Source organism: Streptomyces sp. PCS3-D2, from assembly GCF_000612545.2.
GTDB lineage: Bacteria > Actinomycetota > Actinomycetes > Streptomycetales > Streptomycetaceae > Streptomyces.
Map to the genome: position 1 here is coordinate 1556551 of NZ_CP097800.1, position 25368 is coordinate 1581918.

At 73.2% G+C, this 25368-nt stretch carries 24 protein-coding genes and 1 pseudogene; 19 read left to right on the forward strand and 6 right to left on the reverse strand.

Features of this window, described 5'->3' with window-relative positions; translation table 11 throughout:
• Positions 1–3 precede the first annotated feature (3 nt).
• From AW27_RS06435 to AW27_RS06500, 14 genes are all read left to right on the forward strand, one after another.
• Complete coding sequence (locus tag AW27_RS06435) at positions 4–1647, forward strand: acyl-CoA dehydrogenase family protein (protein WP_037915440.1); 1644 nt, start codon at positions 4–6, stop codon at positions 1645–1647.
• Positions 1648–1983: 336 nt separating this feature from the next.
• Entirely contained in the window at positions 1984–3276 is a 1293-nt protein-coding gene (locus AW27_RS06440) for a GAF domain-containing protein (RefSeq protein WP_037917767.1), read from the forward strand.
• Positions 3277–3281: 5 nt separating this feature from the next.
• Positions 3282–3845 (forward strand): GNAT family N-acetyltransferase, encoded by a 564-nt coding sequence (locus AW27_RS06445; protein WP_037915436.1) that lies wholly within the window; start codon positions 3282–3284, stop codon positions 3843–3845.
• A gap of 266 nt (positions 3846–4111) precedes the next feature.
• A complete protein-coding gene (locus AW27_RS34540) occupies positions 4112–4288 on the forward strand; it encodes a hypothetical protein (protein WP_157840138.1) in 177 nt (58 codons plus the stop codon).
• A 139-nt stretch (positions 4289–4427) separates the two neighbouring features.
• A complete protein-coding gene (locus AW27_RS06455; protein WP_037915434.1) occupies positions 4428–6134 on the forward strand; it encodes a nitrite/sulfite reductase in 1707 nt (568 codons plus the stop codon).
• Entirely contained in the window at positions 6131–6346 is a 216-nt protein-coding gene (locus AW27_RS06460; protein ID WP_078555752.1) for a hypothetical protein, read from the forward strand. Before AW27_RS06455 ends, AW27_RS06460 begins: the two co-directional genes overlap by 4 nt.
• Positions 6343–7071, forward strand: coding sequence for a phosphoadenylyl-sulfate reductase (locus AW27_RS06465; RefSeq protein ID WP_037915431.1), 729 nt, complete (start codon positions 6343–6345; stop codon positions 7069–7071). Before AW27_RS06460 ends, AW27_RS06465 begins: the two co-directional genes overlap by 4 nt.
• A gap of 35 nt (positions 7072–7106) precedes the next feature.
• The gene (cysC, locus tag AW27_RS06470; protein ID WP_037915427.1) at positions 7107–7652 is read left to right on the forward strand and encodes an adenylyl-sulfate kinase; all 546 of its coding nucleotides are present in this window, start codon (positions 7107–7109) and stop codon (positions 7650–7652) included.
• Entirely contained in the window at positions 7649–8587 is a 939-nt protein-coding gene (cysD, locus tag AW27_RS06475) for a sulfate adenylyltransferase subunit CysD (RefSeq protein ID WP_037915426.1), read from the forward strand. The genes cysC and cysD overlap by 4 nt, the downstream gene beginning before the upstream one ends.
• Before the next feature lie 2 nt (positions 8588–8589).
• Positions 8590–9942, forward strand: a complete 1353-nt coding sequence (locus AW27_RS06480) for a sulfate adenylyltransferase subunit 1 (protein ID WP_037915422.1) — start codon at positions 8590–8592, stop codon at positions 9940–9942.
• Positions 9943–10137: 195 nt separating this feature from the next.
• On the forward strand, positions 10138–11256 hold the full coding sequence (locus tag AW27_RS06485; protein ID WP_037915419.1) for an aliphatic sulfonate ABC transporter substrate-binding protein: 1119 nt from the start codon (positions 10138–10140) through the stop codon (positions 11254–11256).
• Between the two features lie 33 nt (positions 11257–11289).
• A complete protein-coding gene (locus AW27_RS06490; RefSeq protein WP_037915415.1) occupies positions 11290–12084 on the forward strand; it encodes an ABC transporter ATP-binding protein in 795 nt (264 codons plus the stop codon).
• Positions 12071–12955 carry an ABC transporter permease gene (locus AW27_RS06495; RefSeq protein WP_037915410.1) on the forward strand — a complete coding sequence of 295 codons (885 nt, stop codon included), beginning with the start codon at positions 12071–12073 and terminating at the stop codon, positions 12953–12955. The genes AW27_RS06490 and AW27_RS06495 overlap by 14 nt, the downstream gene beginning before the upstream one ends.
• Before the next feature lie 5 nt (positions 12956–12960).
• The gene (locus tag AW27_RS06500; protein WP_037915408.1) at positions 12961–13716 is read left to right on the forward strand and encodes a sirohydrochlorin chelatase; all 756 of its coding nucleotides are present in this window, start codon (positions 12961–12963) and stop codon (positions 13714–13716) included.
• Between the two features lie 36 nt (positions 13717–13752).
• On the opposite strand, the gene AW27_RS06505 is transcribed toward AW27_RS06500, so the two are convergent.
• Positions 13753–14754 (reverse strand): ketopantoate reductase family protein, encoded by a 1002-nt coding sequence (locus AW27_RS06505; protein WP_037915403.1) that lies wholly within the window; start codon positions 14752–14754, stop codon positions 13753–13755.
• Between the two features lie 81 nt (positions 14755–14835).
• On the opposite strand from AW27_RS06505, the gene AW27_RS06510 reads away from it, so the two are divergent.
• Positions 14836–15222, forward strand: coding sequence for a nuclear transport factor 2 family protein (locus AW27_RS06510; protein ID WP_052029995.1), 387 nt, complete (start codon positions 14836–14838; stop codon positions 15220–15222).
• Between the two features lie 15 nt (positions 15223–15237).
• On the opposite strand, the gene AW27_RS06515 is transcribed toward AW27_RS06510, so the two are convergent.
• The 3 genes and pseudogenes from AW27_RS06515 to AW27_RS06525 all read right to left on the reverse strand — a co-directional run bounded on the left by AW27_RS06515 (position 15238) and on the right by AW27_RS06525 (position 19372).
• A complete protein-coding gene (locus AW27_RS06515; protein WP_037915400.1) occupies positions 15238–15804 on the reverse strand; it encodes a DUF1697 domain-containing protein in 567 nt (188 codons plus the stop codon).
• 20 nt (positions 15805–15824) lie between these two features.
• A pseudogene (gene mgt, locus AW27_RS06520) lies at positions 15825–17062 on the reverse strand (macrolide-inactivating glycosyltransferase).
• 6 nt (positions 17063–17068) lie between these two features.
• A complete protein-coding gene (locus tag AW27_RS06525) occupies positions 17069–19372 on the reverse strand; it encodes an FUSC family protein (RefSeq protein WP_304949839.1) in 2304 nt (767 codons plus the stop codon).
• 134 nt (positions 19373–19506) lie between these two features.
• Here AW27_RS06525 and AW27_RS06530 point away from each other — a divergent pair, with 134 nt between their 5' ends.
• The 4 genes from AW27_RS06530 to AW27_RS06545 all read left to right on the forward strand — a co-directional run bounded on the left by AW27_RS06530 (position 19507) and on the right by AW27_RS06545 (position 22991).
• Complete coding sequence (locus tag AW27_RS06530; protein ID WP_236647427.1) at positions 19507–20121, forward strand: TetR/AcrR family transcriptional regulator; 615 nt, start codon at positions 19507–19509, stop codon at positions 20119–20121.
• Positions 20118–21032, forward strand: a complete 915-nt coding sequence (locus AW27_RS06535; RefSeq protein ID WP_037915389.1) for an SDR family oxidoreductase — start codon at positions 20118–20120, stop codon at positions 21030–21032. The genes AW27_RS06530 and AW27_RS06535 overlap by 4 nt, the downstream gene beginning before the upstream one ends.
• A gap of 37 nt (positions 21033–21069) precedes the next feature.
• Complete coding sequence (locus AW27_RS06540; RefSeq protein WP_037915386.1) at positions 21070–21945, forward strand: aminoglycoside phosphotransferase family protein; 876 nt, start codon at positions 21070–21072, stop codon at positions 21943–21945.
• Between the two features lie 260 nt (positions 21946–22205).
• Positions 22206–22991, forward strand: coding sequence for an alpha/beta fold hydrolase (locus AW27_RS06545; protein WP_037915383.1), 786 nt, complete (start codon positions 22206–22208; stop codon positions 22989–22991).
• A gap of 42 nt (positions 22992–23033) precedes the next feature.
• Here the strand turns inward: AW27_RS06545 and AW27_RS06550 are convergent, their stop codons facing one another.
• Positions 23034–23771 (reverse strand): 3'-5' exonuclease, encoded by a 738-nt coding sequence (locus AW27_RS06550; RefSeq protein ID WP_037915380.1) that lies wholly within the window; start codon positions 23769–23771, stop codon positions 23034–23036.
• Positions 23772–23861: 90 nt separating this feature from the next.
• Positions 23862–25139 carry an SAV2148 family HEPN domain-containing protein gene (locus AW27_RS06555; RefSeq protein ID WP_037915379.1) on the reverse strand — a complete coding sequence of 426 codons (1278 nt, stop codon included), beginning with the start codon at positions 25137–25139 and terminating at the stop codon, positions 23862–23864.
• Positions 25140–25368: the final 229 nt, after the last annotated feature.

Genomic DNA, 25368 nt, shown 5'->3' on the forward strand with positions numbered 1-25368 from the left:
CGCATGGCAGCCACCACCCACACAGTCAGCAACCAGGCCCCGCCGCTGGTGGGCCACGACGTCTTCACCGGCGATCGGGCCCTGACCGAGGGCATCGAGCGACACCTGGCGTCCGCGGATCCCGAACTCCTCGGCGAGGTACGGGAGGAGCTCACCGCCCTCGGCCGCGCGGCCGGATCGGCGCAGGCCCAGGAATGGGGCGCGCAGGCGAACGACAACCCTCCGAAACTGCGCACGCACGACCGGTACGGGAACCGTATCGACGAAGTCGAGTTCCACCCCGCGTGGCATCGGCTGCTCGGGCACGCGGTGGGCTCCGGGCTGACCGACGCCTGGGGGCGTCCGTCCGGGCATCTGCGCCGGGCCGCCGGGTTCTTCCTGTGGTCGCAGGCCGAGGCGGGCCACGGCTGCCCGGTCTCGATGACGCACGCGGCCGTGCCGGCCCTGCGGGCCGATCCGTCGATCGCGGCCGCATGGGAGCCGCGACTGACCTCGCACGTGTACGAGGAGGGGCTGCGGCCGGCCGCGCAGAAGGCCGGTGTGCTCTTCGGCATGGGGATGACGGAGAAGCAGGGCGGCAGTGACGTACGGGCCAACACGACGGCCGCCGTGCCGCTGGACGCGTCCGGGGAGTACCTGCTGACCGGGCACAAGTGGTTCTGCTCGGCTCCGATGTGCGACGGCTTCCTGGTGCTGGCCCAGGCTCCGGGCGGGCTGACCTGCTTCCTGGTGCCCCGGGTGCTGGAGGACGGCACGCGCAACGTCTTCGCGATCCAGCGGCTGAAGGACAAGCTGGGCAACAGGTCGAACGCGTCCAGCGAGGTCGAGTTCGACGGGACCTGGGCGCGGCGGGTCGGCGAGGAGGGCCGCGGGGTGCGGACCATCATCGAGATGGTCGCGGCGACCCGGCTGGACTGCGTCATCGGCTCGGCCGCGCTGATGCGGCAGGCGCTGACGCAGGCGGTGCATCATGCGGAGCACCGCTCTGCCTTCGGAGCACTGCTCGTCGACCAGCCGCTGATGCGCAACGTGCTCGCGGACCTCGCCCTGGAGTCGGAGGCAGCCACCACCCTGACGCTGCGGCTGGCCGCCGCCAACGACGCCGGGACCGAACAGGAGAAGGCCTTCCTGCGGCTCGCCGTGCCGGCCGCGAAGTACTGGGTGACCAAGCGGTGTACGCCGATGGTGGCCGAGGCCCTGGAGTGTCTGGGGGGCAACGGCTACGTCGAGGAGTCCGGGCTGCCGAGACTGCTGCGCGAATCGCCGCTGAACTCCATCTGGGAGGGCTCGGGAAACGTCCAGGCCCTGGACGTGCTGCGCGCCCTGCAGCGGGAGCCGCAGGCGCTGAACGCCTTCCTCCAGGAGGTCGGCCTGGCCCGGGGCGCCGACCACAGGCTGGACTCGGCCATCAAGGACCTGCTGACGGACCTCGCCGATCTGGAGGGCATCGAGGGGCGGGCCCGCCGCGTGGTGGAGCGCATGGCCCTGGTACTGCAGGGATCGCTGCTGGTCCGCTGGGCTCCGCCGGAGGTCGCGGACGCGTTCTGCGCCTCGCGGCTGGGCGGTGACTGGGGCACGGCCTTCGGCACGCTGCCGCACAGCCTGGACCTGCGCGCGGTCGTGGAACGGGCGCGGATCGCGGGCTAGGGAGGAACCCCCGTCGGGCTCCCCTGCGGTCCCCAAACCGCTCCGAGCCGGATCCGGGCCCGTCTACCGGCTCAGAGGTGGCGCCGCGCCGACTCGGCACCACCTCTGAACCGAAGCCCCGAGGAGGAGCTGTCACGCCGCTCGGGCGGCGTCCGGACATTTTCGGTCGGACGATCGGGACTTGGCGAGAGTTGCATACCGTTGCAACCTTTGAGTCGGCAGCCGCCCGCCGGACGTGCCGGGGGAAGCGGCCCCCCGGGCACCTGCGGACCTCCGGGCGGCCGGCGTCGTACGTCCTGTTCGCACGGGGAGGTTCAGGTGGCCGACAGCACAGACATGACGGTCGATGTGGCACGCATCTCGGCCATGCACCCTCGGGAGGCCACCCGGCTGCTCAAGGGGGTGCGCGCGGCCGCGCTCGCCGGCGACCGCCCGCCGGCCGTGCCCCGCCCGGAGATCGCGGAGTCCTGGCGCCGGATGCTGGCCGGCGGCGTGCACCCGGACCGGGACGCGCGCTCGCGGATGCTGTCGGACTGCGAGACGGAGGAGCGGCGCACCGTCTCCCCGCTGCGGGAGGTCCTGCCCGTGTTGCGGGAAGGGCTGCTGCCCGCGCTCGACGGGGCGCTCCACATCATGGTCGTCGCGGACGTGGACGGGCGGCTGCTGTGGCGGGAGGGGCACAGCTCCATCCTGCGCAAGGCCGACCGGCTCGGTTTCACGGTCGGGGCGGACTGGGACGAGGCCGTGGTCGGTACGAACGGGGTGGGGACCGCCCTGGTGACCCGGCGGCCGGTGCAGGTGTTCTCGGCGGAGCACTTCGTCTCCAGCCACCACGACTGGACCTGCGCGGGGGCGCCCGTGCGGGACCCGCGGGACGGGCGGCTGCTGGGCGTGGTCGACGTCAGCGGGCCACTGGCCACCATGCACCCGGCGACGCTGGCCTGGGTGAGCTCGGTGGCCCGGCTGGCGGAGCGGGAGCTGCGGATCCGGCACCTGGAGTCGCTGGAGCGGCTGCGGACGGTGGCGGCCCCGCTGCTGGCCGGGCTGCCGGGACGGGCGCTGGCCGTGGACCTGCACGGCTGGACGGCCGCGGTGACGGGGCTGGCCCCGGTGGACCGGATCCCGCTGCCGAAGGACTTCGCGCCGGGCCGGATGTGGGTGCCGCAGCTGGGCGACTGCGTGGCGGAGCCGCTGCCGGGCGGCTGGCTGCTGCGGATCGCGCAGGACGCCGCGGCCACTGCGGCGACCCGGGTCGTACTGGACCTCAGCCGGGCCGGTGCGTGGTCGGCGACGGTGTACGGGGCGTCCGGGAGCTGGTCGCAGGAGCTGAGCCCGCGCCATGCGGAGCTGCTGTACCTGCTGGCGGAGAGCCCACGGGGGTGCACGGCGGCGGAGCTGTCGGCGGAGCTGTTCGGAGACCCGACCCGCACCGTGACGGTCCGGGCCGAGCTGTCGCGCGTGCGCCGCAACCTCGCGGGGGTCCTGGCGCACCGGCCGTACCGGTTCGCGCAGGACGTGGAGGTGGAGCTGATCCGCCCGGAGGACCCGGCCCGGCTGCTCCCGCACTCGACGGCCCCGGCGGTGGTGCGGGCCCGCCTGGGCCGGACGCGGCCCGGCATGGTTCCCTGAGCTGCATGCGCACCCTCACACTCACCACCTGGTCGCTGGAGATGACCTCTCCGGCGGACCTCGTCCCGGCGGCTCCGGCGGGCCCGGAGATATCCGTCGTGCGGTCGGAGGTCCCCTCCCCCGAGTTCAGCCGCTTCCTCTACGCCTCGGTCGGCGGCGACATCCACTGGACCGACCGGTTGTCGCTGACCCGCGCGCAGTGGGTGGCACAGCTCGACCGGCCGGGCGTGGAGACCTGGGTGGCGTACGACCGCGGCACGCCGGCGGGGTACGTGGAGCTCGACCCGCAGGACGACGGCGTGGTGGAGATCATGTACTTCGGCCTGCTCCCCGACTTCCGCGGCCGCCGCATCGGCGGGCATCTGCTGACCGTCGGCGTGGAACGGGCCTGGGACCTCGCGTCGCGCTGGCCGGAGCGCGAGGCGACCCGCCGGGTGTGGGTCCACACCTGCAGCCAGGACGGCCCGACGGCGATGAGCAACTACCAGCGCCGCGGGTTCAAGGTCTTCCGGACGGAGACGGAACAGAAGGAAGAGACCCCGACCCCGGGCCCCTGGCCCGGCGCGTAGTCACGGCGCCTGCCGCGCGGCCCGTCCTCCCGGTTCGCGCGGCCCGTCCGCGGGAGGGGCCGCCGCGCGCGGCGGCGCGGCCAGAGACCTCACCCGCCCCTTCCGCCCCTTCCGCTTCGTCCCGGCGGGACGCCGCGGGCGGGCCCCCGGACGCCGCCCCGCAGGCCCCACCTGCCGCGTCCGCGCGTGACCCCCGTCACGCCGTCCCAACATGCGGGACCAGTTCGTCCGAATCGTGGACAGTAGTGGACTCCTCCAATCGGCCCATGACACGCTTCCGCCATGAATGGAGCTGGAATTGCCTTGGTGAGTCGGCGGCACGTCGACCTCGGCCGCATGTCCAGCGCCATCTGTCCGGCGTGCTGACGGAACCAGCAACCGCCGCACATCGCCGCAATCCCGGCATCGTCGCCGTGGAAGTGTCGATCATCGCAGTCCCCTGAAGGCCGAACTCCGCCCCGCTCTCCGGTCACCCCGGCACAGCGCGGGCAATCAGCCGCACCCGCTCAGCGACCAGGGGTCACGCCACCCCGCCCGCTTCACCCGCCCCTGCCCTGAGCCGCCCACGAAGGACGTACCGCCATGGCCGCCACCCCCGAAACGCCCGCGCCCGCCGCCGCAGCCGCCGCGCGCCGCAAGACCGGCCGTCACCGCGGCGAGGGACAGTGGGCCGTCGGACACCACACGCCCCTCAACGGCAACGAGCAGTTCAAGAAGGACGACGACGGTCTCAATGTGCGGACACGCATTGAGACGATCTACGCCCACCGGGGCTTCGACTCCATCGACCCCAACGACCTGCGCGGCCGCATGCGCTGGTGGGGTCTCTACACCCAGCGCAAGCCCGGGATCGACGGCGGCAAGACCGCGATCCTGGAGCCGGAGGAGCTGGACGACAAGTACTTCATGCTGCGCGTCCGCATCGACGGCGGCCGGCTGACCACCGAGCAGCTGCGCGTCATCGGCGAGATCTCCGAGGAGTTCGCACGCGGCACCGCCGACCTCACCGACCGCCAGAACGTGCAGTACCACTGGATCCGGATCGAGGACGTCCCGGAGATCTGGCGCCGCCTGGAGGCCGTCGGCCTGTCCACCACCGAGGCCTGCGGTGACACGCCCCGCGTGATCCTCGGCTCGCCCGTCGCCGGCATCGCCCAGGACGAGATCATCGACGGCACGCCCGCCATCGACGAGATCTACCGCCGCATCGTGGGCAACAAGGACTTCTCCAACCTGCCCCGCAAGTTCAAGTCCGCCGTCTCCGGTTCGCCGCTCCTCGACGTGGCGCACGAGATCAACGACATCGCGTTCGTGGGCGTGAACCACCCCGAGCACGGTCCCGGCTTCGACGTCTGGGTCGGCGGGGGCCTCTCCACCAACCCCAAGCTCGGTGTGCGCCTGGGTACCTGGGTCTCGCTCGACGAGGTCCCGGACGTGTACGAGGGCGTCATCTCGATCTTCCGCGACTACGGCTACCGCCGGCTGCGCACCCGCGCCCGTCTGAAGTTCCTCGTGGCCGACTGGGGTGCGGCCAGGTTCCGCCAGGTCCTGGAGGACGAGTACCTGAAGCGGAAGCTGACCGACGGCCCCGCGCCCGAGCAGCCCTCCGGCCAGTGGCGCGACCACGTCGGGGTCCACGAGCAGAACGACGGCAAGTTCTACGTCGGCTTCGCGCCCCGCGTGGGCCGCGTGGACGGCGCCACCCTGACCAAGATCGCGGACATTGCGGAGCAGCACGGATCCGGCCGCCTGCGCACCACCGCCGAGCAGAAGATGATCGTGCTCGACATCGAGGCCGACAAGGTCGACTCGGTCGTCGAGGCGCTGGAGGCGCTGGACCTGCGGGTCAAGCCGTCCCCGTTCCGCCGCGGCACCATGGCCTGCACCGGCATCGAGTTCTGCAAGCTGGCCATCGTCGAGACCAAGGCGCGGGGCGCCTCGCTCATCGACGAGCTGGAGCGCCGCCTGCCGGACTTCGCCGAGCCGCTCACCATCAACATCAACGGCTGCCCGAACGCCTGCGCCCGCATCCAGGTCGCGGACATCGGTCTCAAGGGGCAGCTGGTCCTGGACGACGACGGCAACCAGGTGGAGGGCTACCAGGTCCACCTGGGCGGCGCCCTCGGCCTGGAGGCCGGCTTCGGCCGCAAGGTCCGCGGCCTCAAGGTCACCTCGGCCGGTCTGCCCGACTACGTCGAGCGGGTCGTCACGTGCTACGAGGAGCAGCGCGAGGACGGCGAGCGCTTCGCGGCCTGGGTCGCCCGCGCGGACGAGAAGAGCCTCTCGTGAGCGAGCGGGCCGCCCCCTTCTACTGCCCCTACTGCGGCGACGAGGACCTGTTCCCCCACGAGACGGGCCACGGCGCGTGGGAGTGCCGGGCCTGCAACCGGGCCTTCCAGCTGAAGTACCTCGGGCTGCTGGCCCGGGGCGTCCGGTCCGGTGCAGCCGGATCAACGGGATCTGCGGAATCAGCGGGATCAGCGGGAGGGGACGAGATATGACCACCACTCAAGACGCCAGTCTCAAGAACGCGGCGCTGAAGTCGGCCACCCTCAAGGAGCTGGCCGAGCAGGCGGGCCGCGACCTGGAGGACGCCTCCGCGCTGGACATCCTGCGCTGGGCGGTCGACACCTTCGGCGGGAAGTTCGCCGTGACCTCCTCCATGGAGGACGCGGTCGTCGCCCACCTGGCCTCGCGGGTCCTCCCCGGCGTGGACGTGGTCTTCCTCGACACGGGCTACCACTTCGAGGAGACCATCGGCACCCGGGACGCGGTCGACGCGGTGATGGACGTCAACGTCATCACGCTGACCCCGCGGCAGAGCGTCGCCGAGCAGGACGCCGAGTACGGGCCGAAGCTGCACGACCGGGACCCCGACCTGTGCTGCGCGCTGCGCAAGGTCAAGCCGCTGGAAGAGGGCCTGACCGCGTACGACGCGTGGGCGACGGGCCTGCGCCGCGACGAGTCCCCGACCCGGGCGAACACCCCGGTGGTCGGCTGGGACGAGAAGCGGCAGAAGGTCAAGGTCTCGCCGATCGCCCGGTGGACGCAGGACGACGTGGACGCGTACGTGGCCGAGCACGGCGTACTCACCAACCCGCTGCTGATGGACGGCTACGCCTCCGTCGGCTGCGCCCCCTGCACCCGCCGCGTGGCGGAGGGCGAGGACGCGCGGTCCGGCCGCTGGGCCGGGCGGGGCAAGACCGAGTGCGGGCTGCACGGCTGATGACGACCAGTGAAGAACCTACGGAGACAGAGCAGATGAGCGTGAGCGACCAGGGCGCCACCGTGTGGCTGACCGGGCTGCCGAGCGCGGGCAAGACCACCATCGCCTACGCGCTGGCCGAACGGCTGCGCGCCGAGGGTCACCGGGTGGAGGTGCTCGACGGGGACGAGATCCGCGAGTTCCTCTCCGCCGGCCTGGGCTTCGGTCGCGAGGACCGGCACACCAACGTGCAGCGGATCGGCTTCGTCGCCGAACTCCTCGCGAGCAACGGCGTCAAGGCACTGGTGCCGGTGATCGCGCCGTTCGCCGACAGCCGCGAGGCCGTCCGCAAGCGGCACGCGGCCGCGGCGACGGAGTACCTCGAAGTGCACGTGGCCACTCCGGTCGAGGTGTGCTCCGAGCGTGACGTGAAGGGCCTGTACGCCAAGCAGGCCGCGGGCGAGATCACCGGTCTGACCGGGGTCGACGACCCGTACGAGGCACCGGAGTCCCCGGACCTCCGTATCGAGTCGCACACGCAGACCGTGCAGGAGTCGGCTGCGGCCCTGCACGCGCTGCTCACCGAGAGGGGTCTGGCATGACGACGACCGTCGCACACGTCCACGAGGAGACCGACGCGCCCTACGCGCTGTCGCACCTGGACGCCCTGGAGTCCGAGGCCGTGCACATCTTCCGGGAGGTGGCGGGTGAGTTCGAGAAGCCGGTGATCCTCTTCTCCGGCGGCAAGGACTCCATCGTCATGCTGCACCTGGCGCTGAAGGCGTTCGCGCCGGCACCGGTGCCCTTCGCGCTGCTGCACGTCGACACCGGCCACAACTTCCCCGAGGTGCTCGACTACCGCGACCGAACCGTCACCGAGCACGGACTGCGCCTGCACGTCGCGTCCGTCCAGGACTACATCGACGCCGGCACACTGCGCGAACGCCCCGACGGCACCCGCAACCCGCTACAGACCGTCCCGCTGACCGAGGCCATCCACAACCTGAAGTTCGATGCCGTCTTCGGCGGCGGCCGCCGCGACGAGGAGAAGGCCCGCGCCAAAGAACGCGTCTTCTCCCTGCGCGACGAGTTCTCCCAGTGGGACCCCCGCCGCCAGCGCCCCGAACTCTGGCAGCTCTACAACGGCCGGCACGCCCCCGGCGAACACGTCCGCGTCTTCCCGCTCTCGAACTGGACCGAGCTGGACGTGTGGCAGTACATCGCCCGCGAGGGCATCGAACTGCCCGAGATCTACTTCGCCCACGAGCGCGAGGTCTTCCGACGCAACGGCATGTGGCTGACCGCCGGCGAGTGGGGCGGACCCAAGGAAGACGAGACCACCGAAACCCGGCTCATCCGCTACCGCACCGTCGGCGACATGTCCTGCACCGGCGCCGTCGACTCCGACGCCACCACACTCGACGCCGTGATCGCCGAGATCGCCGTCTCCCGCCTCACCGAGCGGGGCGCGACCCGCGCCGACGACAAGATGTCCGAGGCCGCGATGGAAGACCGCAAGCGCGAAGGGTACTTCTAGACATGACCAGCACCACCGACCAGGTCGCCGGACTCGACGACCTCGCAGCGACCACCCTGCTGCGCTTCGCGACTGCCGGCTCCGTCGACGACGGCAAGTCCACCCTGGTGGGCCGCCTCCTACACGACTCCAAATCGGTCCTGACCGACCAGATGGAAGCCGTCGAGGCCGTCTCCGCCCGACGCGGCCAGGACGCCCCCGACCTCGCCCTCCTCACCGACGGCCTGCGCGCCGAACGCGAGCAGGGCATCACCATCGACGTCGCCTACCGCTACTTCGCCACCGCCCGCCGCCGGTTCATCCTCGCCGACACCCCCGGCCACGTGCAGTACACCCGGAACATGGTCACCGGCGCCTCCACCGCCGACCTCGCCGTCGTCCTCGTCGACGCCCGCAACGGCGTCATCGAGCAGACCCGCCGACACGCCGCCGTCGCCGCCCTCCTGCGCGTCCCCCACGTCGTCCTCGCCGTCAACAAGATGGACCTGGTCGGCTACGCCGAATCGGTCTTCGCCACGATCGCCGAGGAATTCACCGCCTACGCCTCGGACCTGGGCGTCCCGGAGATCACCGCGATCCCGATCTCGGCGCTCGCCGGCGACAACGTCGTGGAACCCTCCGCCAACATGGACTGGTACGGCGGCCCCACCGTGCTGGAGCACCTGGAGACCGTCCCGGTCAGCCACGACCTCACCGCCTGCCCGGCACGTTTCCCGGTGCAGTACGTGATCCGCCCGCAGACCCCCGAGCACCCCGACTACCGCGGCTACGCCGGGCAGATCGCCTCCGGCGTCCTGCGTGTCGGCGAGGCCGTCACGGTCCTGCCGTCCGGGCGCACCTCGGTCATCGAGGGCATCGACGCGCTGGGCGAGCCGGTGGACATCGCCTGGGCGCCGCAGTCGGTGACGGTGCGTCTGAAGGACGACATCGACATCTCGCGCGGCGATCTGATCGCACCGTCAGCCAACGCCCCGGCCACCACGCAGGACGTCGTGGCGACCGTCTGCCACGTGGCCGACCAGCCGCTGGCCGTCGGCGCCCGGGTGCTCATCAAGCACACGACCCGCACGGTCAAGGCGATCGTCAAGGAGATCCCCTCCCGGCTGACCCTGGACGACCTGTCCCAGCACCCGGACCCCGGACAGCTGGTGGCCAACGACATCGGGCGGGTCGTCGTCCGCACCGCCGAGCCCCTGGCGCTCGACGCGTACGCCGACTCCCGCCGCACCGGGTCCTTCCTGCTGATCGACCCGGCCGACGGGACCACCCTGGCGGCGGGCATGGCGGGCGAGTCCTTCGCCTCCCAGGCCGAGGCCGCCGACGCGGCCCGGGACGACGACGGTTGGGACTTCTAGCCGTGTCCGCCGGTCCTTACTCGACCTTCGCGAAAGAGGGCGGCCGCATCGGCAGCGGCGCCCTCGGCAGCGGCCAGGGAGGGGTGGCGCGATGTGCGCGGTGAGCGCTCCGGTCGTCCACGAGCCGTACCCGCCGCTGTTCCACCGACGAAGACCCGCGCCGTAACCCACGGCGCGCCGAGAGGAAGTCCTCCCGTGCCTGCCATCCGTACCACCCTGCGCCGCGGCCTCGCCGCGGCCGCCGCCCTGCCGTTCCTGATCGGCGCGCTCGCCTCCTGCGGCTACGGCTCCCAGGCGGAGGACACGGGCGACGACAGGGCGAACGCCGCCGCCTCCAACGGAAGGAAGCTGTCGGCTTCCGAGGTGCGCATCGGGTACTTCCCGAACCTCACCCACGCCACCGCGCTGGTCGGCCTCCAGGAAGGGCTGATCCAGCAGGAGCTCGGCGCCACCAGGATCAAGCCGCAGGTCTTCAACGCCGGCCCGTCCGAGATCGAGGCGCTCAACGGCGGTTCCCTCGACATCGGTTTCATCGGTCCCTCGCCGTCGATCAACGCCTACGTGAAGTCGAAGGGCCGGAACCTGCGGATCATCTCCGGGTCAGCGTCGGGTGGCGTGAAGCTGGTCGTGAACCCGGACAAGGTCAAGACCCTGGACGACCTCAGGGGCAAGAAGATCGCCACCCCGCAGAAGGGGAACACGCAGGACGTCGCGTTCCTCAACTGGATCTCCGAGAGGGGCTGGACGGTCGACCCGGAGTCCGGCAAGGGGGATGTCTCGGTCGTCCGCACGGACAACAAGGTGGCCCCGGACGCCTTCCGGCAGGGCTCCGTCGACGGCGCCTGGGTGCCCGAGCCGACGGCCTCCAAGCTGGTCTCCGACGGCGGCTCCGTCCTCCTCGACGAGACCGACCTGTGGCCCGAGAAGAAGTTCGTGATCACGAACGTCATCGTGTCGCAGAAGTTCCTCAGGGAGCACCCCGACGTGGTCGAGGCAGCGCTCGCCGGCACGGTGAAGACCAACGAGTGGATCAACGCCAACCCGGAGAAGGCGAAGGCATCCGCCAACGCCAAGCTGGCGGCGGACAGCGGCAGGGGGCTCGACCCGAAGGTCATCGATCCGGCCTGGCCGAGCATCGAGATCACCGACGATCCGCTCGCCTCGACGCTGAGGACCCAGTCGGATTGGGCGGTCAAGGCCGGCCTCATCGAGCAGCCCGACCTGACCGGCATCTACGACCTGACGCTCCTGAACAAGGTGCTCAAGGCCGCCGGCAAGCCCGAGGTCCCCGACGCCGGCCTCGGTGCCGAGTAACCCGCAGTCCAGCCAACCCAGGAGGTGACGACCATGGCCACGACACTCGCCAAGGCTGCCGAGGGCACCGCCCACGCGGCGGCGCACGCCGCCCGTATCGAGCACGTCTCGAAGTCCTTCTCCGGCCCGGCCGGAGCGCAGCTCGTCCTGGACGACATCAGCCTCGATGTCGCTCCCGGAGAGTTCGTCACCCTCCTGGGGGCGTCCGGCTGCGGAAAGTCCACCCTGCTCAACCTGGTGGCCGGCCTCGACAAGCCGTCCGCGGGAGCCATCGAGACCCCCGGCGGCCGCCCCGCGCTCATGTTCCAGGAGCACGCCCTCTTCCCGTGGCTGACCGCGGGCAAGAACATCGAACTCGCCCTGCGCCTGCGCGGGGTCGCCCGGGCCGACCGCACGGCCGAGGCCGAACGCCTGCTGGAGCTGGTCCGCCTCGGCGGCGCCCACGGCAAGCGCGTGCACGAGCTCTCCGGCGGCATGCGCCAGCGCGTCGCCCTGGCCCGAGCGCTCGCCCAGGACAGCCGCCTGCTCCTGATGGACGAACCGTTCGCGGCCCTCGACGCCATCACCCGCGACGTCCTCCACGGCGAACTCACCCGCATCTGGCAGGAGACGGGGCTGTCCGTCCTGTTCGTCACCCACAACGTGCGCGAAGCCGTCCGTCTCGCCCAGCGCGTGGTCCTGCTCTCCTCCCGCCCGGGACGGGTCGCGAAGGAATGGACCGTGGACATCCCGCAGCCGCGCCGCATCGAGGACGCGGACGTCGCGGAACTGTCCCTCGAGATCACTGAACACCTGCGTGGGGAGATCCGCCGCCATGGCCAGCACTGATACGAAGGCGAAGACGGACGACCTCGCGGGCCTGGAGGCCGGGCTCGACGCCCTGGACGCGGTCCAGACCCACCGAACGCCGGTCCGCGAGGTCCTCGTCAGGAAGGCCCTGCCGCCGTTCCTGGCGGTCGGCCTGGTCCTGGTGCTCTGGCAGGTCCTGGTCTCCCTGAAGCTCACCGACGAGACAAAGCTCCCCGCCCCCTCCGCGGTGTGGGACAGCCTGTCCGACATGTGGCTGAAGGGGACCCTGCTGGAGGTCATCTGGACCTCCGTGTCTCGTGGTCTGCTCGGCTTCCTGCTGGCCCTGGCCATCGGCACTCCACTCGGCCTGATCGTCGCCCGGGTGAAGTTCGTGCGCGCCGCGATCGGCCCGATCCTCCAGGGCCTGCAGTCCCTGCCGTCCGTGGCGTGGGTACCGCCTGCCGTGCTCTGGTTCGGCCTCAACGACGCCATGATGTTCACGGTCATCCTGCTGGGCGCCGTCCCGTCCATCGCCAACGGCCTCGTCTCCGGTATCGACCAGGTCCCGCCGCTGTTCCTGCGAGCCGGCCGCACGCTCGGTGCCACGGGCCTGCGCGGCGCCTGGCACGTGGTCATGCCGGCCGCGCTGCCGGGCTACGTGGCCGGCCTCAAGCAGGGCTGGGCGTTCTCCTGGCGCTCGCTGATGGCCGCCGAGATCATCGCCTCCTCCCCCGACCTCGGCCTGGGCCTGGGCCAGCTGCTGGAGAACGGCCGCAACAACATCGACCTGCCCGGGGTGTTCCTCGCGATCATCCTGATCCTCGTCGTCGGCATCGCCATCGACCTGCTGATCTTCAGCCCCCTGGAGCGGTACGTCCTGCGCAGCCGCGGCCTGCTGGTGAGGAGCTGATCCGCGTGGCGTCCGTACTGCTGGTCATCGCCCACGGCAGCCGCGACCCACGGCACGCCGCGACCGTGCACGCCCTCACCCGGCGGGTGCGGGCGCTGCGCCCCGGACTGCGGGTGGAGACGGCCTTCCTGGACTTCAACGCCCCGCGGGTCGATCAGGTGCTGTCGGCGCTGCACGCCGAAGGCGCCCGCGACGTGGTGGCCCTGCCGCTGCTGCTGACCCGGGCCTTCCACGCGAAGGCCGACATCCCGGCGGCGCTGTCGGACGCGCTGACGCGTCTGCCGGGCCTGTCGGTCTCGGTGGCGGACGTCCTCGGCCCGTCGCCGCTGCTCGTCGAGGCTCTCGAACGCCGGTTGTCCGAAGCCGGCCTCTCCCCGGCGGACCGGGCCACCACCGCGGTGGTGCTCGCTTCCGCCGGCTCCACGGACCCGGAGGCGATCGCAGTGATCGCTGAAATCGCGCGGGAGTGGCGGCACACCGGTTGGTGCGCCGTGCGGCCTGCGTTCGCCTCCGCCGCTCTGCCCCGTACGGAGGACGCCGTACGGGCCCTGCGCGCCGAGGGCTTCGCCCGGGTCGCGGTGGCGCCGTACGTCATCGCCCCCGGCCGGCTCCCCGACCGCATCGCGGCCGGCGCCGAGGCCGCAGGCGCCGACGTGGTGGCCGACGTCCTGGGCGCCGCCCCGGAACTGGCGCGACTGCTGCTGCGCCGCTACGACGCGGCTGCCGCGGCGCCCGCGCGGCGACCGGCGCTGACGGCCTGAGGACCTGAGGACCTGAGGACCTGACGGCCCCGCCCGCTACGCCCGGGCGGCGGCCTCGTCGGCCAGGGCCGTCAGGTCCGCGACGGACATCGCGCCCGGCGGCAGGCCCTCGCGGGCGAAGATGTTCGCCGCGTGCCGCAGGACGTCGTTGACCGGGGTGGGCACCCCGTGCAGACGGCCCAGCAGCGAGATCTCGCCGTTGAGGTAGTCCGCCTCGACCGAGCCCGTGCCGCGCGCCAGGCTCTGCCAGGAGGACCCGCCCCGCACGCCCGGCGGCTGGTCCACCTTCCCGTCGCGGGCCTGCGACTGCTCCGCGTCCGAGGCGTAGGCGATGCCGGCGGCACCGAAGGCGGCCTTCCCCTCGCGGACGGCCCGCAGCAGCAGCGCCGCCTTCGCCGGGTCGGGCTCCGGGCCGGTCGTCGCCTGGATCGCGTTGCCCAGGTTCCCCAGCAGCTTCGCGTACTTCCAGCGCATGACGTCCTCGACGGGCGGCGCCTCGAAGCCTGCCCGGTCGAGGTCGGCCGCGACCGCCCGGGCGAGCGCGTCGGTGCCGCCCGCGGCCCGGCCCAGGTGCAGGATGCCGGTCAGCGGGGTGCACAGCGCCGAGACCACTCCCGGCTCCAGGAAGGTGGCGGGCAGCCAGACGCACACCCCGTACACGCGCGCGAAGCGCCGCAGCGCCAGCCGCTCGCTCTCCACGCCGTTCTGCGCGCAGAGCACCGGGAGCCGCTGTGCGGCCGTGCCGCCGCCCGCGACCTCGGCGTCGCCCCACGCGTCGAGCGCCGCGACCGCGTCCTGGGTCTTGACCGCCAGCAACAGCACGTCGTCCGGGCGCAGTTCGCCCATCTCGTCCGGTCCGGTGACCACCGGCAGCCGGTGCACCCGGCTGCCGTCCGCCGTCGTCAGGCGCAGCCCCCCGACGCGCAGGGCCTCCGCGTGTGCGCCGCGGGCGGCGAGGACGACCTCGCCGCCCGCCTCCGCGAGCCGTCCGCCGATGGTGGCGCCGACGGCGCCCGCGCCGATGATGATGTACCGCATGCCGATGAGCCTGGCACACCCCGCCCCGGGCGTCGCCCCCGGGGGCCCGGGGCGCGGCGGCCGGGGGCCAGGATGATCCCCATGAGTGCTGATGAAGAGGGCGGCAGTGTGGCCATGGCGATCGCGGGCGAGATCCTGTTGATGAGCCCCGGCGTGCGGACGTCGAGGACGTTGACGGATCCGCTCCTCGATCCGGAGTTCGTCGAGGTGGGCGCCTCGGGCCGCAGGTGGGACAGGGAAGCGATGCTCGCGGCGCTGCCGGACCTGGAGGGCGGCTGCGCCGGCGGGCCGCGGTACGAGCCGGCCGGCCTGGCGGGCGTCGAACTGGCACCGGGGTTGGTGCACCTCACCTACGAGACCGTGATCGACGGGCGGCGGGCGCGCCGGAGTTCGCTCTGGCGGTTGTCCGAGGACGGGACCGGCTGGCGGATGTACTACCACCAGGCCACCCCGGTGCCGGGCGGGTGAGGACCCGGCACGTGGTCAGGCGCCGGTCATCTCCACGAGCTTGGCGACGGTGTTCCAGTTGCGGGTGGTCACGTCGATGCCCTTGACGACGGCGGGCCTGGCGAGGGCCTCCGCCAGCTTGGAGCGGCCCAGGCCGTCGGGGGCGTAGAGGTAGAGGACGCGGTCGCCGAGCCGGTACTCCTCGGGGAGGAACGCGGCCGCGTCGAGCGCGGCGAAGCGCTCCGCGCCGGGCTGCTCGGAGAGGAAGGTGGCGTGGAGCTGCCTGCCCTCCAGCTCCGCCGCCGGGAAGGGGCACGCCTGCTCGACCGCGCGCAGGTACACGCCGTCGAGCACCAGGCACGCGACCCGGAAGCCGAAGTGGGCCTCGATGGCCGCCTCCAGCTCCCGGGCGAGCGCCACCGGATCGGTCTGCGCACTGCTGAAGACGGCGTTGCCGCTCTGCAGGTACGTCTGCACGTCACCGTGCCCCAGTCCTTCGATCACGGAGCGCAGCTCCGCCATCGGGACCTTCTTGCTGCCGCCGACATTGATCCCGCGCAGCAGCGCCGCGTACTTCGTCGTCACCGTGGCCTTCTTCGTCATGGGGGCACCCTAGGGTGCGCCTACGACAGTTCCGCCTCGATGAGGTCGGCGGCCCGGCGCGTGCCGCCCTCGGCGGCCATCCCGGCACGGATCTCCTCGGCTCGGACGGCGACGGCGGGGTCGGCGACGAGAGCGAGGACCGCCTCGCGGAGGGTGGTCGCATCCGCGTCGGCCATCGGGACGTGCCGGGCCACGCCCAGGGAGGCCAACACGTCGGCGTTGCCGAACTGGTCGACGGCCTGGGGGACGGCGACCATCGGGGTGGCGGTGGCCAGCCCCTCCTGGCTGCCGCCGGCGCCCGCGTGGGTGATGAAGGCGTCGGCCTGGCGCAGGATGTCCAGCTGGGGCACCCAGCGGTGGACCTCCACGTTGGCGGGGATCTCGCCAAGGTCCGCCTGGTCGGTGTGCCTGCCGATCTGCAGGACGACGTACCAGTCGGGCAGGTCGGCGAAGGCGTCGATGCAGGCGCGGTAGAAGGCGGGCTGCTTGGTGAAGGCCGAGCCGAGCGAGACCAGGACGACCTTCCTGCCGCGGGCGGCCTCGGGCCTGGTCCAGGTGCCCTGGGCGGCGCTGCGGTCGCCCTGGCAGGCTCCGACGAAGGTGTGGACGGACTCGTCGACGCGGTCGGCGTGGGGTTGGAGGGCCTTGGGGATGAGGACGAGGCTGCGGCGGGGGCGGCCCTGGAAGCGGTCGACCTGGTCGCCGAGGCCGTTCTCGGTGAGCCACGCCGCGAACGCGGCGTAGTAGGCCTGCCCGCGTTCGGAGGCCTTCAGCTCGGCGAACATCGGCTCGGCCACCTCCTGTTCGTACCCCTCCCAGGCGACGAGGTTCGGGGAGAGCGAAACGGCGGGGACGCCCCAGCGGTGGGCGAGCACCGGCGCCGGGTAGGCGGTGATGTCGTGGAGGACGAGGTCTGGTTCGTCGCCCTCGAAGGCGGCGGCGAGCTGCGGGAGGGCCTGGACCGCGTCGTTCAGGAAGGTCTCCAGGTGGTCGATGAGTTCGGTGCCCCAGGCCTCCGGTTCGTCTTCGGTGGGGAGGGTGGAGGTGTAGACCACGGGTGTGGCTCCGGTCCCGGCGACCTGCTCGGCGAAGGAGGCGGGGATGGCGTAGCTGACCCGGTGGCCGCGGGCGACGAGCTCCCGGATCACCTCGATGCTGGGGTTCACGTGCCCGGGGGCGGCGATGGAGAACATGGCGATGTGGGCGGGCTTGGCGGAGGTCATGGCCCGACCCTAACGAGACGAGACGTCTCGTGCAATCATTTTCAGGTCGCCCTGGACGGCCCCGGGGAGGCGGACGGGTCACGGCCGGCCGGCTCGGCGGGATCGACGGCGCGGCAGGGCGCCAGCACGCGCTCGACGTCGAGGGTGAGCGAGTCGAGCCAGGTCTGGGCGGCGAAGAACTCCGCCGGGGCGACGCCCTCCGGGCGCCGCGCCGCACTGCCCGCACCGCCCGTACCACTGGTTCCGCCCGCACCGCCCGTACCACTGGTTCCGCCCGCACCGCCCGTACCGTCTGCTTCCTCCGGTCCCCCTGCTCCCCCTGCTCCCCCTGCTCCCTCTCCTCCCTCCGTCACGGCCGCCCGGCCGGCGCCAGCGCGCGCCGCGGCCTCCGGCGGCACCGCGGCCGCCCACCGCGCCGCCCCCCGCATCCGGGCCGCCACCCCGTCCGCCCGCTCACCGAGCCGCTCCCCGTTGCCCGGCCCGAGGTCCGGGCCGGCCCGGGCGAGCAGCCTCCGGGATCCCCAGAGCACGTGGTGGCCGGTGATCATGGCGGCCTGCCAGTCGGGAGCCCCGGCCACCGGGGCCCGCGGCTCGCTCTGGCGCTGCGCGTACGCGCACTCCGCCAGCGAGAGCGCGAGCCTCAGCGCCCGGTCGTCGGGCGCGGTGTCCCGCCTCCCGGCGGCCACGGCGGCTGCGGTCGCCTCGACCGTCTCGGCCTCCCTCGCCAGCAGCAGCGCGACCGCGCGGTGCAGCTCCGCCTGCGCTCCCCGCGGCCAGGCGAGCAGCCCGAAGACGATGCCGATCATGCTCCCGACGACCACGTCCATGAGCCGGATCTCGGCCAGCCGCCAGGTCACGGGCGCCAGCTGCGCGAAGACGAAGGACACCACGAGGGTGAACATGCCCTGGGCCCAGCCCACGCCCCGGACCGGCCCGACCAGGAAGGCGACGAGCATCACCAGGGGCAGAATGACGGCGTAGACGGTGGTGTGGCCGCCGACCAGGACCAGGACCCCGGCGGCGAGGAGCGCGCCGAGCAGGGTTCCGGCGAGCGCTTGGCGGACGGTCGCCCTCGTCTGGGTGACCGTGGTCCGGGTCAGGCTGAGGACGGCCAGCATCGCCCAGAAGCCGTGGGGCAGCGACTCGACGCCGGCGACCGCACGGGCGGCCGCGAGCGCGAGGCTGATCCGGACGGCGTTCTGGAAGTGCACCGAGCGCGGCCCTGCGTGGGCCGCCAGCCGGTGCCACCACAGGCCGGGCGCGCGACGGCCCGCGTACCAGAACCGGCCGGAGTCCGTCCCCGTCGGCATCGGGGCGCGCCTGCCCCGGACCGCCAGCTCGGCCGCGGTGGCGAAGGCCACGGCTGCGTCCGCCACCTCCAGCAGCGCCGCGCGGCGGCGGCCGCGCACCTCGGTGACCGGCTGCGGCTCCCGCTCGGCCGCCTCCCTCACCTCTTCCCGCAGTCGCCGCAGGGCGGCGGCCCCATCGGTCGCGCGGCCCGTCCCGGCCAGCAGGGCACTGGTCTCGGCGGCCGACCGACCGACCGCCTCCAGCAGCTCCAGTCCGGTCTTCGCCGGCGCCAGGCCCGGGGGCGGTGGAGGCAGGCCGGCCAGCCGCCCGAGCAGGGTCCGCACCCCCAGGCCGGTGTGAGCGAGGGCCCGGTCGCGCAGGCCGGGCCCGGCGGGGCGTTCGGCCTCCTCCACATGGAGGGGGCGCAGGGACTCACCGGCGTTCCGGGCGGCCTCCACCTCGGCCGCCGGCAGCGTGTACGGCGGGCGGCCCAGCTCGGCGGCGAAGCGGGCGGCGGTGTCGCCCGCCCCGGCGACGAGCTCGCGGTAGGTGGTGCCGCGCGGTTCCGGTAGGACGAACTTCTCGGCGAGGACGAGCAGGACCAGGCCGAAGATCGCACCCCCCAGCCGTTCGCCGAGGGTGCCGGGCGCGTAGGGCGGGAAGCACGGCAGGATGTAGAGCAGTTGCAACCCGGGGGCGGCACCGGCGGCCCGGGGGCCGGCCGCGGCCACGAAGGCGATGGCGAAGCCGAAGACCAGCATGCCTGCCACGGCGGTCCAGGTCCGCACGGCGAGGAAGGTGCCGGCGGTCAGCAGCAGGCACGCCACCGGCAGCGTCCTGACCACGACGGCGGCCCGCTGTTCACCGGTGCCGGGGATGCGGGACAGGGCCGCCATCGATACCACCGCGAAGAGTGCGTACGTCGCCGCCACGGGCCGGTCCAGCCCGTACAGGCACGCGTAGAACGCGGCGCAGGCGCTGAGGGTGGTGCGGATCGCGTGCCGCGCCACCCTGCTGGGGCCGCGGCCTGCGCTCACGTGTTCTTCGGCAACCACCACTCCAGCATCGGGCGGGTCAGCGCGGGCCACCACCCGCCGACCGCAGCCACAGCCACAGCGGGTTTGCCAGGTCGGCCCACGAAGCGATTGAATGAATGAACATGCATTCATTAATGAGGAGGTGGCCGGTCGTGGCACGCCCACGCGGAGTCGAGGACGCGGTGATCCTGCAGGCCGCGGCCCGGGTCATGGGCCGGGTCGGGCCCGTGGGCCTCACCCTGGCGGCCGTGGCCGGCGAGGTCGGTCTGGTGCCCGGCACCCTCGTACAGCGCTTCGGCTCCAAGCGCGGGCTCCTGCTGGCGCTCGCCGACCGGTCCGCCGAGGAGGCGGGCGAGCTGGCCTCGCGGGCCCGCGCGGCCCACCCGTCCGCGCTCGGGGCCCTGGCGGCTCTGGTGTCGCAAAACCTGGCCGGGATGGACACGCCGGAGAGCTTCGCCCACCACTTGGCCTTCCTGTGCACGGACCTGACCGATCCGCAGCTGTACGAACGCGCCCTGGCCGTGCACCGCGCCCAGCGGCGGGCGATCGAGGAGTTGCTGGCCGAGGCCGTCGCCGCGGGCGAGCTCCGTGCCGACACGGACGTCGCGGGCCTGGCCGGCACCGTGCAGGCGATCACCGCCGGCGCGGGCCTGGCCTGGGCCGTGGAACGCCGGGGCACCCTCGCGCAGCGGCTGCGGCGGGAACTCGACACCGTACTGCGCCCCCGTCTGGCGCCGGTCCACCCCGACGAACCGGAGGAATCATGACGACCGACGCACGCCCGCTGGCCGGCAAGGTGGCCCTGGTCGCGGGCGGCACCCGCGGCGGCGGCCGGGGCATCGCCGTGGAGCTCGGTCGCGCCGGCGCGACCGTATACGTCACTGGGCGCAGCAGCAGCGGTGCTGGGCGGTCGGACCTGGACCGTCCGGAGACGATCGAGGACACGGCGGCGCGGATCACGGCGGCGGGGGGCCTGGGCATCGCCGTCCGCACTGACCACAGCCGCCCGGAGGAGGTCCGGGCCCTCGTCGAGCGGATCGCCGCCGAACAGGCGGGGCGGCTCGATGTCCTGGTCGACTCGGTGTGGGGCGGAGACCCGCTGACCGACTGGGAGCACCCGCTGTGGGAACAGGACCTGGAGACCGGCCTGCGGCTGCTGCGCCAGGCGGTGGAGACCCACCTGATCACGAGCCGGTTCGCGCTGCCGCTGATGGTCGCGCGCGGGAGCGGCCTGGTGGTCGAGGTGACCGACGGCAACACCGCCCGCTACCGCGGTTCGCTCTTCTACGACCTGGCCAAGTCCGCGGTGATCCGCCTGGCGTTCGCGCAGGCCGCCGAGCTCAGGCCGCACGGCGTCGCCGCCGTGGCGATCACCCCGGGCTTCCTGCGTTCGGAGGCCGTGCTCGACCATTTCGGCGTCACCGAGGCCACCTGGCGCGACGGCGTGGCACAGGACCCGGACTTCGCCCACTCCGAGTCCCCCGCGTACCTGGGCCGGGCGGTCGCGGCGCTGGCCGCCGACCCCCGGATCATGGCCAAGTCGGGCCGGGCCCTGGCCACGTGGGGCCTGTACCGGGAGTACGGGTTCACCGACGCCGACGGCACCCGGCCCGACTTCGCCGCCCACTGGGCGAAGAGCCTGGAGGCGGAGCACGGCCCGCTGGGCGACCCCCTCTGACAGTGGCGGTGGCGCAACGCGGTGGTAGAACGGCGGCATGGACGAAGCACGGGCCAGGGACGTACTGACGACGGCGGGCCTCACCGGGGACGTCGGCCGGGGCGGGGCCGCGGAGCCCGTCCTGCTCGCGCTCGGCGAGAACGCCGTGTTCGCCGTCGGCGCCCTCGTGGTCAAGGTGGGCCGGGAGGCCTCGCTGCTGGAGCGGGCCGAGCGCGAACTGATGGTGGCGGACTGGTTCGCCGCCGCCGGCATCCCGGCGGTCCGCGCCGCCGAGCCGAAGCCGCGGCTGGTGGGCGGCCATCCGCTGACCCTGTGGCACCGGCTCCCGGACCCGGTGCGGCCCGCGGGGCCCGAGGACCTGGCGGTGCTGCTGCGGGCCGTCCACGCGCTCCCCGAGCCGCCGTTCGCCCTGCCGGCGCGGGACCTGCTGGGGGGTGTGGAGCGCTGGCTGCGGCTGGCGGGGGACGCGATCGACCCGGCCGACGCGGCGTACCTGCGCGCCCGCCGCGACGCCTGCGCGGACGCGTTGGCGGGCCTGTCCCCGCACCTGCCCCCCGGTCCGGTCCACGGCGACGCCCTGCCGCGCAACGTCCACGTCGGCCCGGACGGCCCGGCCCTGGTCGACCTGGAGACCGTGTCGGTGGACCTGCGCGAGCACGACCTGGTGGTGATGGCCCTGTCCCACGACCGGTACGGGATGCCCGCCGGGGAGTACGACGCCTTCGCGGCGGTGTACGGATGGGACGTCCGCGACTGGGAGGGCTGCGCGGTCCTGCGCGGCGCCCGCGAGACCGCCGGCTGCGCCTGGGTCGCCCAGCACGCACCCGCCCGCCCGGGCGCCCTGGCCGAGTTCCGCCGCCGCGTGGCCTCGCTCAGGGACGGCGACCTGCGGACGCGGTGGCATGCCTTCTAGCACTGTGGCCGGATGGGCGTGCCGGCTCGCGGCGTGTGGTGCGGTGCGGTGCATCACACGGTGGAGGGCCGCAGCTCGTACCCGGCGTCCTCGCGCGGTCCGACGACGCAGCGAGGTGCCGTGCCGGGGGCCGTGAGGCGGTGAACCCTTCCGGTCACAGCACCATCCTCCTGACCCGCAGGGTCGCTGACGCGCGTCGATGCACCTGGGCCGCGCCCCCGCCGCTGGTGGGCACGCCACCGGCCTGCGAACATCTGCGGATGATCACACTCTCCGACGACCTCGGACACCTCTCCTACGTCGTCACCGGCGACGGGCCGCCCGTCGTGCTGGTGCACGCCGGGATCGCCGACCATCACATGTGGGACGCGGTCGTCCCCGCTCTCGCGGAACGGCACACGGTCATCCGCTACGACCTGCGGGGCTTCGGGCAGTCCGCGCCGCCGAGCGGTCCGTTCAGGGAGACCGACGACCTGCGCCGGCTCCTGGACCACCTCGGGCACGAGCGCGTCCGGCTCGTGGGCGCGTCCTGGGGCGGCCGGGTGGTCGTGGACTTCGCCCTCACCCACCCGGACCGGGTCCACTCCCTGGCCCTGCTGGCCGCGCCGTGGCCCGGGTACGACTGGTCCGCGGAGATGATCGCCTACGACGAGGCCGAGACGCGGGCGCTGGCCTCGGGCGATCTGGACGCCGCCGTCGCCGCGAACCTGGACATGTGGGTGCGCGGGCCGGCCCGCGTGTGGGAGGACGTCGCGGCCGGACTGGCCGAGCGGCTCCGGGAGCCGATCCGCACCTCGCTGGTGAACCAGGACGCCGTCGGGGAGCACGCGCAGGGCGTCGTCCGGGGCGACCTGTCCGGCATCGCCGTACCCGCCCTGGTCGGGATCGGCGCACTCGACGTCGCCGACTTCCAGGACATCGGCCGGCGCTACGCCCACGAGATCCCCGGCGCCACCCTGGTCGAATTCCCGACCGCCGCCCACCTCATCGCGATGGACGCGCCCGCCGAACTCACGGCGCGGCTGATCCCGTTCCTCGCCCGCTGACGGCCCGCCGATCCCTGCGCCGGCCCGTCCGGCCGGGTCCGGTCAGACCGGCAGCGGGTCGCGCAGGGGCCAGGCCGTGTCGATCACCGCGTCCGGGGTGCCCTGGCGGCGCAGGTAGGACTGGAAGTCCCGGGCCCAGCGGGCGTGCCAGGTGCCCTGCTGTGCGTGCAGGTCGGCCGGGGTCAGCTCGGCCACCTGGGGGTGCCGCTCGGCTATCGCGCGGGCCACCTGGACCGCGGCCAGGGCGTCCGAGCCGGCGTCGTGCGCCGACTCCAGGGTGACCCCGTACACTCCGCAGACCGCCTCCAGGGTCCGCTTGCCGCGCCGGAAGCGGTCCACGGCCCGGTCGATGGTCAGCGGGTCCACCACCGGACCGGTCCGCGCCCCGCCCAGCCGCTCGGCCAGCGAGGGCAGTTCGTGCCGGGCCAGTTCGGCGCTGAGCAACGTGAGGTCGAAGGCCGCGTTGTAGGCGACGACCACGGCCCCCGCACGCCAGTGTCCGACCAGCGCCTCCGCGACCTCGTCGGCGACCTCCCGAACCGGGCGGCCCTCGGCGACCGCGCGTTCCGTGCTGATTCCGTGGATGGCCGAGGCCCCCTCGGGGATCGGTATCCCCGGATCCGCCAGCCAGCCGCGCCGCTCGTGCACCGCACCGCCGCGCACTTCGACCACGGCCGCCGTCACGATCCTCGATTCGCCCGGCTCCGTGCCGGTCGTCTCCAGGTCGAACCCGATCAGCACCCGGCCGTGCCAGCCCCCCGTACCGCGCTGGTCCTCCACCCCTCGTCCCTCCCCCGTACGTCTTCGGTCAACGGGTTTCAGCCTGCCACGGGCCACTGACAGGCCGGGCGTCCCCCTCCCGGGAGGTGCTCACGACACCGGCCGGGAGTCCTCCCACATCGACTCGAACTCCTCCCGGTAGGTCGCGAACAGTCCGTGGTCCGCGTCCTTGGGCACCCCGCGTCCGCCACCGCGCAGCACCAGGACGGGCGATTCCATGCCGCGCGCCCGCCGCAGGTATGACTGGACCACCGCGATGCCCGAGGCCTGCCCCTCCACCAGGTAGGCGGTGAACCGCGGCGTCTCGTCGAAGACGTGGATCTCGAAGCGCGAGGGGTCCCGCAGGCCCGCCCTGACCCGCCGCACGTGCAGGATGTTCATCTCGACCGAGCGGCTCAGCTCGCCCTTGCGCAGTCCCAGCTCCCGCTCGCGCCGTTTGACCGCGCTGCTCGCCGGGTTCAGGAACAGCAGGCGCACCCGGCAGCCCGCCTCCGTCAGTCGGACGAGTCTTCGCCCCGAGAAGTTCTGCACCAGCAGGTTGAGCCCTATCCCGATGCCGTCGAGCCGCCGCGCGCCCCCGAAGAGGTCCTCCGCCGGCAGGTTGCGCTGGAGCCGGACCCGGTCCGGATGGACCGAGACCACGTCCGCGTACCGGTCACCCACCAGGTCCTCGACGGCGTCGATCGGCAGCCGGTCCGCGGCGGGGCTGCCGGAGCCCCCGCCGAGCACCTCCAGCAGCCGCGCGGAGGCCCGCTCGGCCTGCTCCAGCACGGGCCGCGACAGTGCCCGGTTGCGGGAGACGACGTTGCGGGTGACCTCCAGCTCGTCCAGGGCCAGCTCGATCTCGCGCCGGTCGTCGAAGTACGGCTCGAAGCAGGGCCAGTGCTGGACCATCAGCTCCCGCAGCTGCGGGAGGGTCAGGAAGCTCAGCACGTTGTCGTCGGCGGAGTCGAGCAGATAGCCCTTGCGGCGGCTGACCTCGCGCACGGCCACGGCCCGCTGCACCCACTCCTGCCCGGCGGGGCCGGCGGCCGCGACGACCCAGTCGTCCCCGCCGTGCACCGGTTCGTAGATCGGCCTCAGCACCGCGCCGACCACCGACCGCAGCCGCTGTTCGATCAGGTTGAGCCAGATGTAGGCCCGGCCGGCCCGCTGCGCCCGCGTACGGACCTCGGTCCAGGCCTCCGCGCCCCAGTCCAGTTCGGCGCCGGCCCGGGCGATCCCGGCCTCCGCCGGTCCGCCCGCCAGGGAGACCGCCCCTGCCGGGACCTCCGTCGGCGTCCCGCCGGGGACGCCGCCTGGGGCGTCCGCCGGGCCACCCTCGTGACTGCCGTCACCAGGGGGCAGCTCCAGACCTCCCGAGCTCACCCGTGCACCGCCTTCTGCGTCTGGACGCCCGTCTCCAGTGATCACGGAAGGGTATCCCGCGCGCGCGGCCCGATGCAGCCCGATGGCCCGCACCACGGCCGTCCATTGACCCATTATCCGATGCACAGACAGTCCGCTGACCCGCATATCAGGCCTGCGGGTCACCCGGCAGGACCACTGCCAAGTCCGCGCGTGAGGGCCCACTTTCGGGGAAGATCTGGCAGTGACG

Bases quoted from the DNA above. Each gene is read 5' to 3' on its own strand.
- AW27_RS06505 (WP_037915403.1), bottom strand. From the start codon at position 14,754: ATGCGGTACATCATCATCGGCGCGGGCGCCGTCGGCGCCACCATCGGC.
- AW27_RS06535 (WP_037915389.1), top strand. From the start codon at position 20,118: ATGACGACCGACGCACGCCCGCTGGCCGGCAAGGTGGCCCTGGTCGCG.
- AW27_RS06435 (WP_037915440.1), top strand. From the start codon at position 4: ATGGCAGCCACCACCCACACAGTCAGCAACCAGGCCCCGCCGCTGGTG.
- AW27_RS06480 (WP_037915422.1), top strand. From the start codon at position 8,590: ATGACCAGCACCACCGACCAGGTCGCCGGACTCGACGACCTCGCAGCG.
- AW27_RS06495 (WP_037915410.1), top strand. From the start codon at position 12,071: ATGGCCAGCACTGATACGAAGGCGAAGACGGACGACCTCGCGGGCCTG.
- AW27_RS06455 (WP_037915434.1), top strand. From the start codon at position 4,428: ATGGCCGCCACCCCCGAAACGCCCGCGCCCGCCGCCGCAGCCGCCGCG.
- cysC (WP_037915427.1), top strand. From the start codon at position 7,107: ATGAGCGTGAGCGACCAGGGCGCCACCGTGTGGCTGACCGGGCTGCCG.
- AW27_RS06445 (WP_037915436.1), top strand. From the start codon at position 3,282: ATGCGCACCCTCACACTCACCACCTGGTCGCTGGAGATGACCTCTCCG.
- AW27_RS06465 (WP_037915431.1), top strand. From the start codon at position 6,343: ATGACCACCACTCAAGACGCCAGTCTCAAGAACGCGGCGCTGAAGTCG.
- AW27_RS06490 (WP_037915415.1), top strand. From the start codon at position 11,290: ATGGCCACGACACTCGCCAAGGCTGCCGAGGGCACCGCCCACGCGGCG.
- AW27_RS34540 (WP_157840138.1), top strand. From the start codon at position 4,112: ATGACACGCTTCCGCCATGAATGGAGCTGGAATTGCCTTGGTGAGTCG.
- AW27_RS06510 (WP_052029995.1), top strand. From the start codon at position 14,836: ATGAGTGCTGATGAAGAGGGCGGCAGTGTGGCCATGGCGATCGCGGGC.
- AW27_RS06545 (WP_037915383.1), top strand. From the start codon at position 22,206: ATGATCACACTCTCCGACGACCTCGGACACCTCTCCTACGTCGTCACC.
- AW27_RS06440 (WP_037917767.1), top strand. From the start codon at position 1,984: ATGACGGTCGATGTGGCACGCATCTCGGCCATGCACCCTCGGGAGGCC.
- AW27_RS06540 (WP_037915386.1), top strand. From the start codon at position 21,070: ATGGACGAAGCACGGGCCAGGGACGTACTGACGACGGCGGGCCTCACC.
- cysD (WP_037915426.1), top strand. From the start codon at position 7,649: ATGACGACGACCGTCGCACACGTCCACGAGGAGACCGACGCGCCCTAC.
- AW27_RS06515 (WP_037915400.1), bottom strand. From the start codon at position 15,804: ATGACGAAGAAGGCCACGGTGACGACGAAGTACGCGGCGCTGCTGCGC.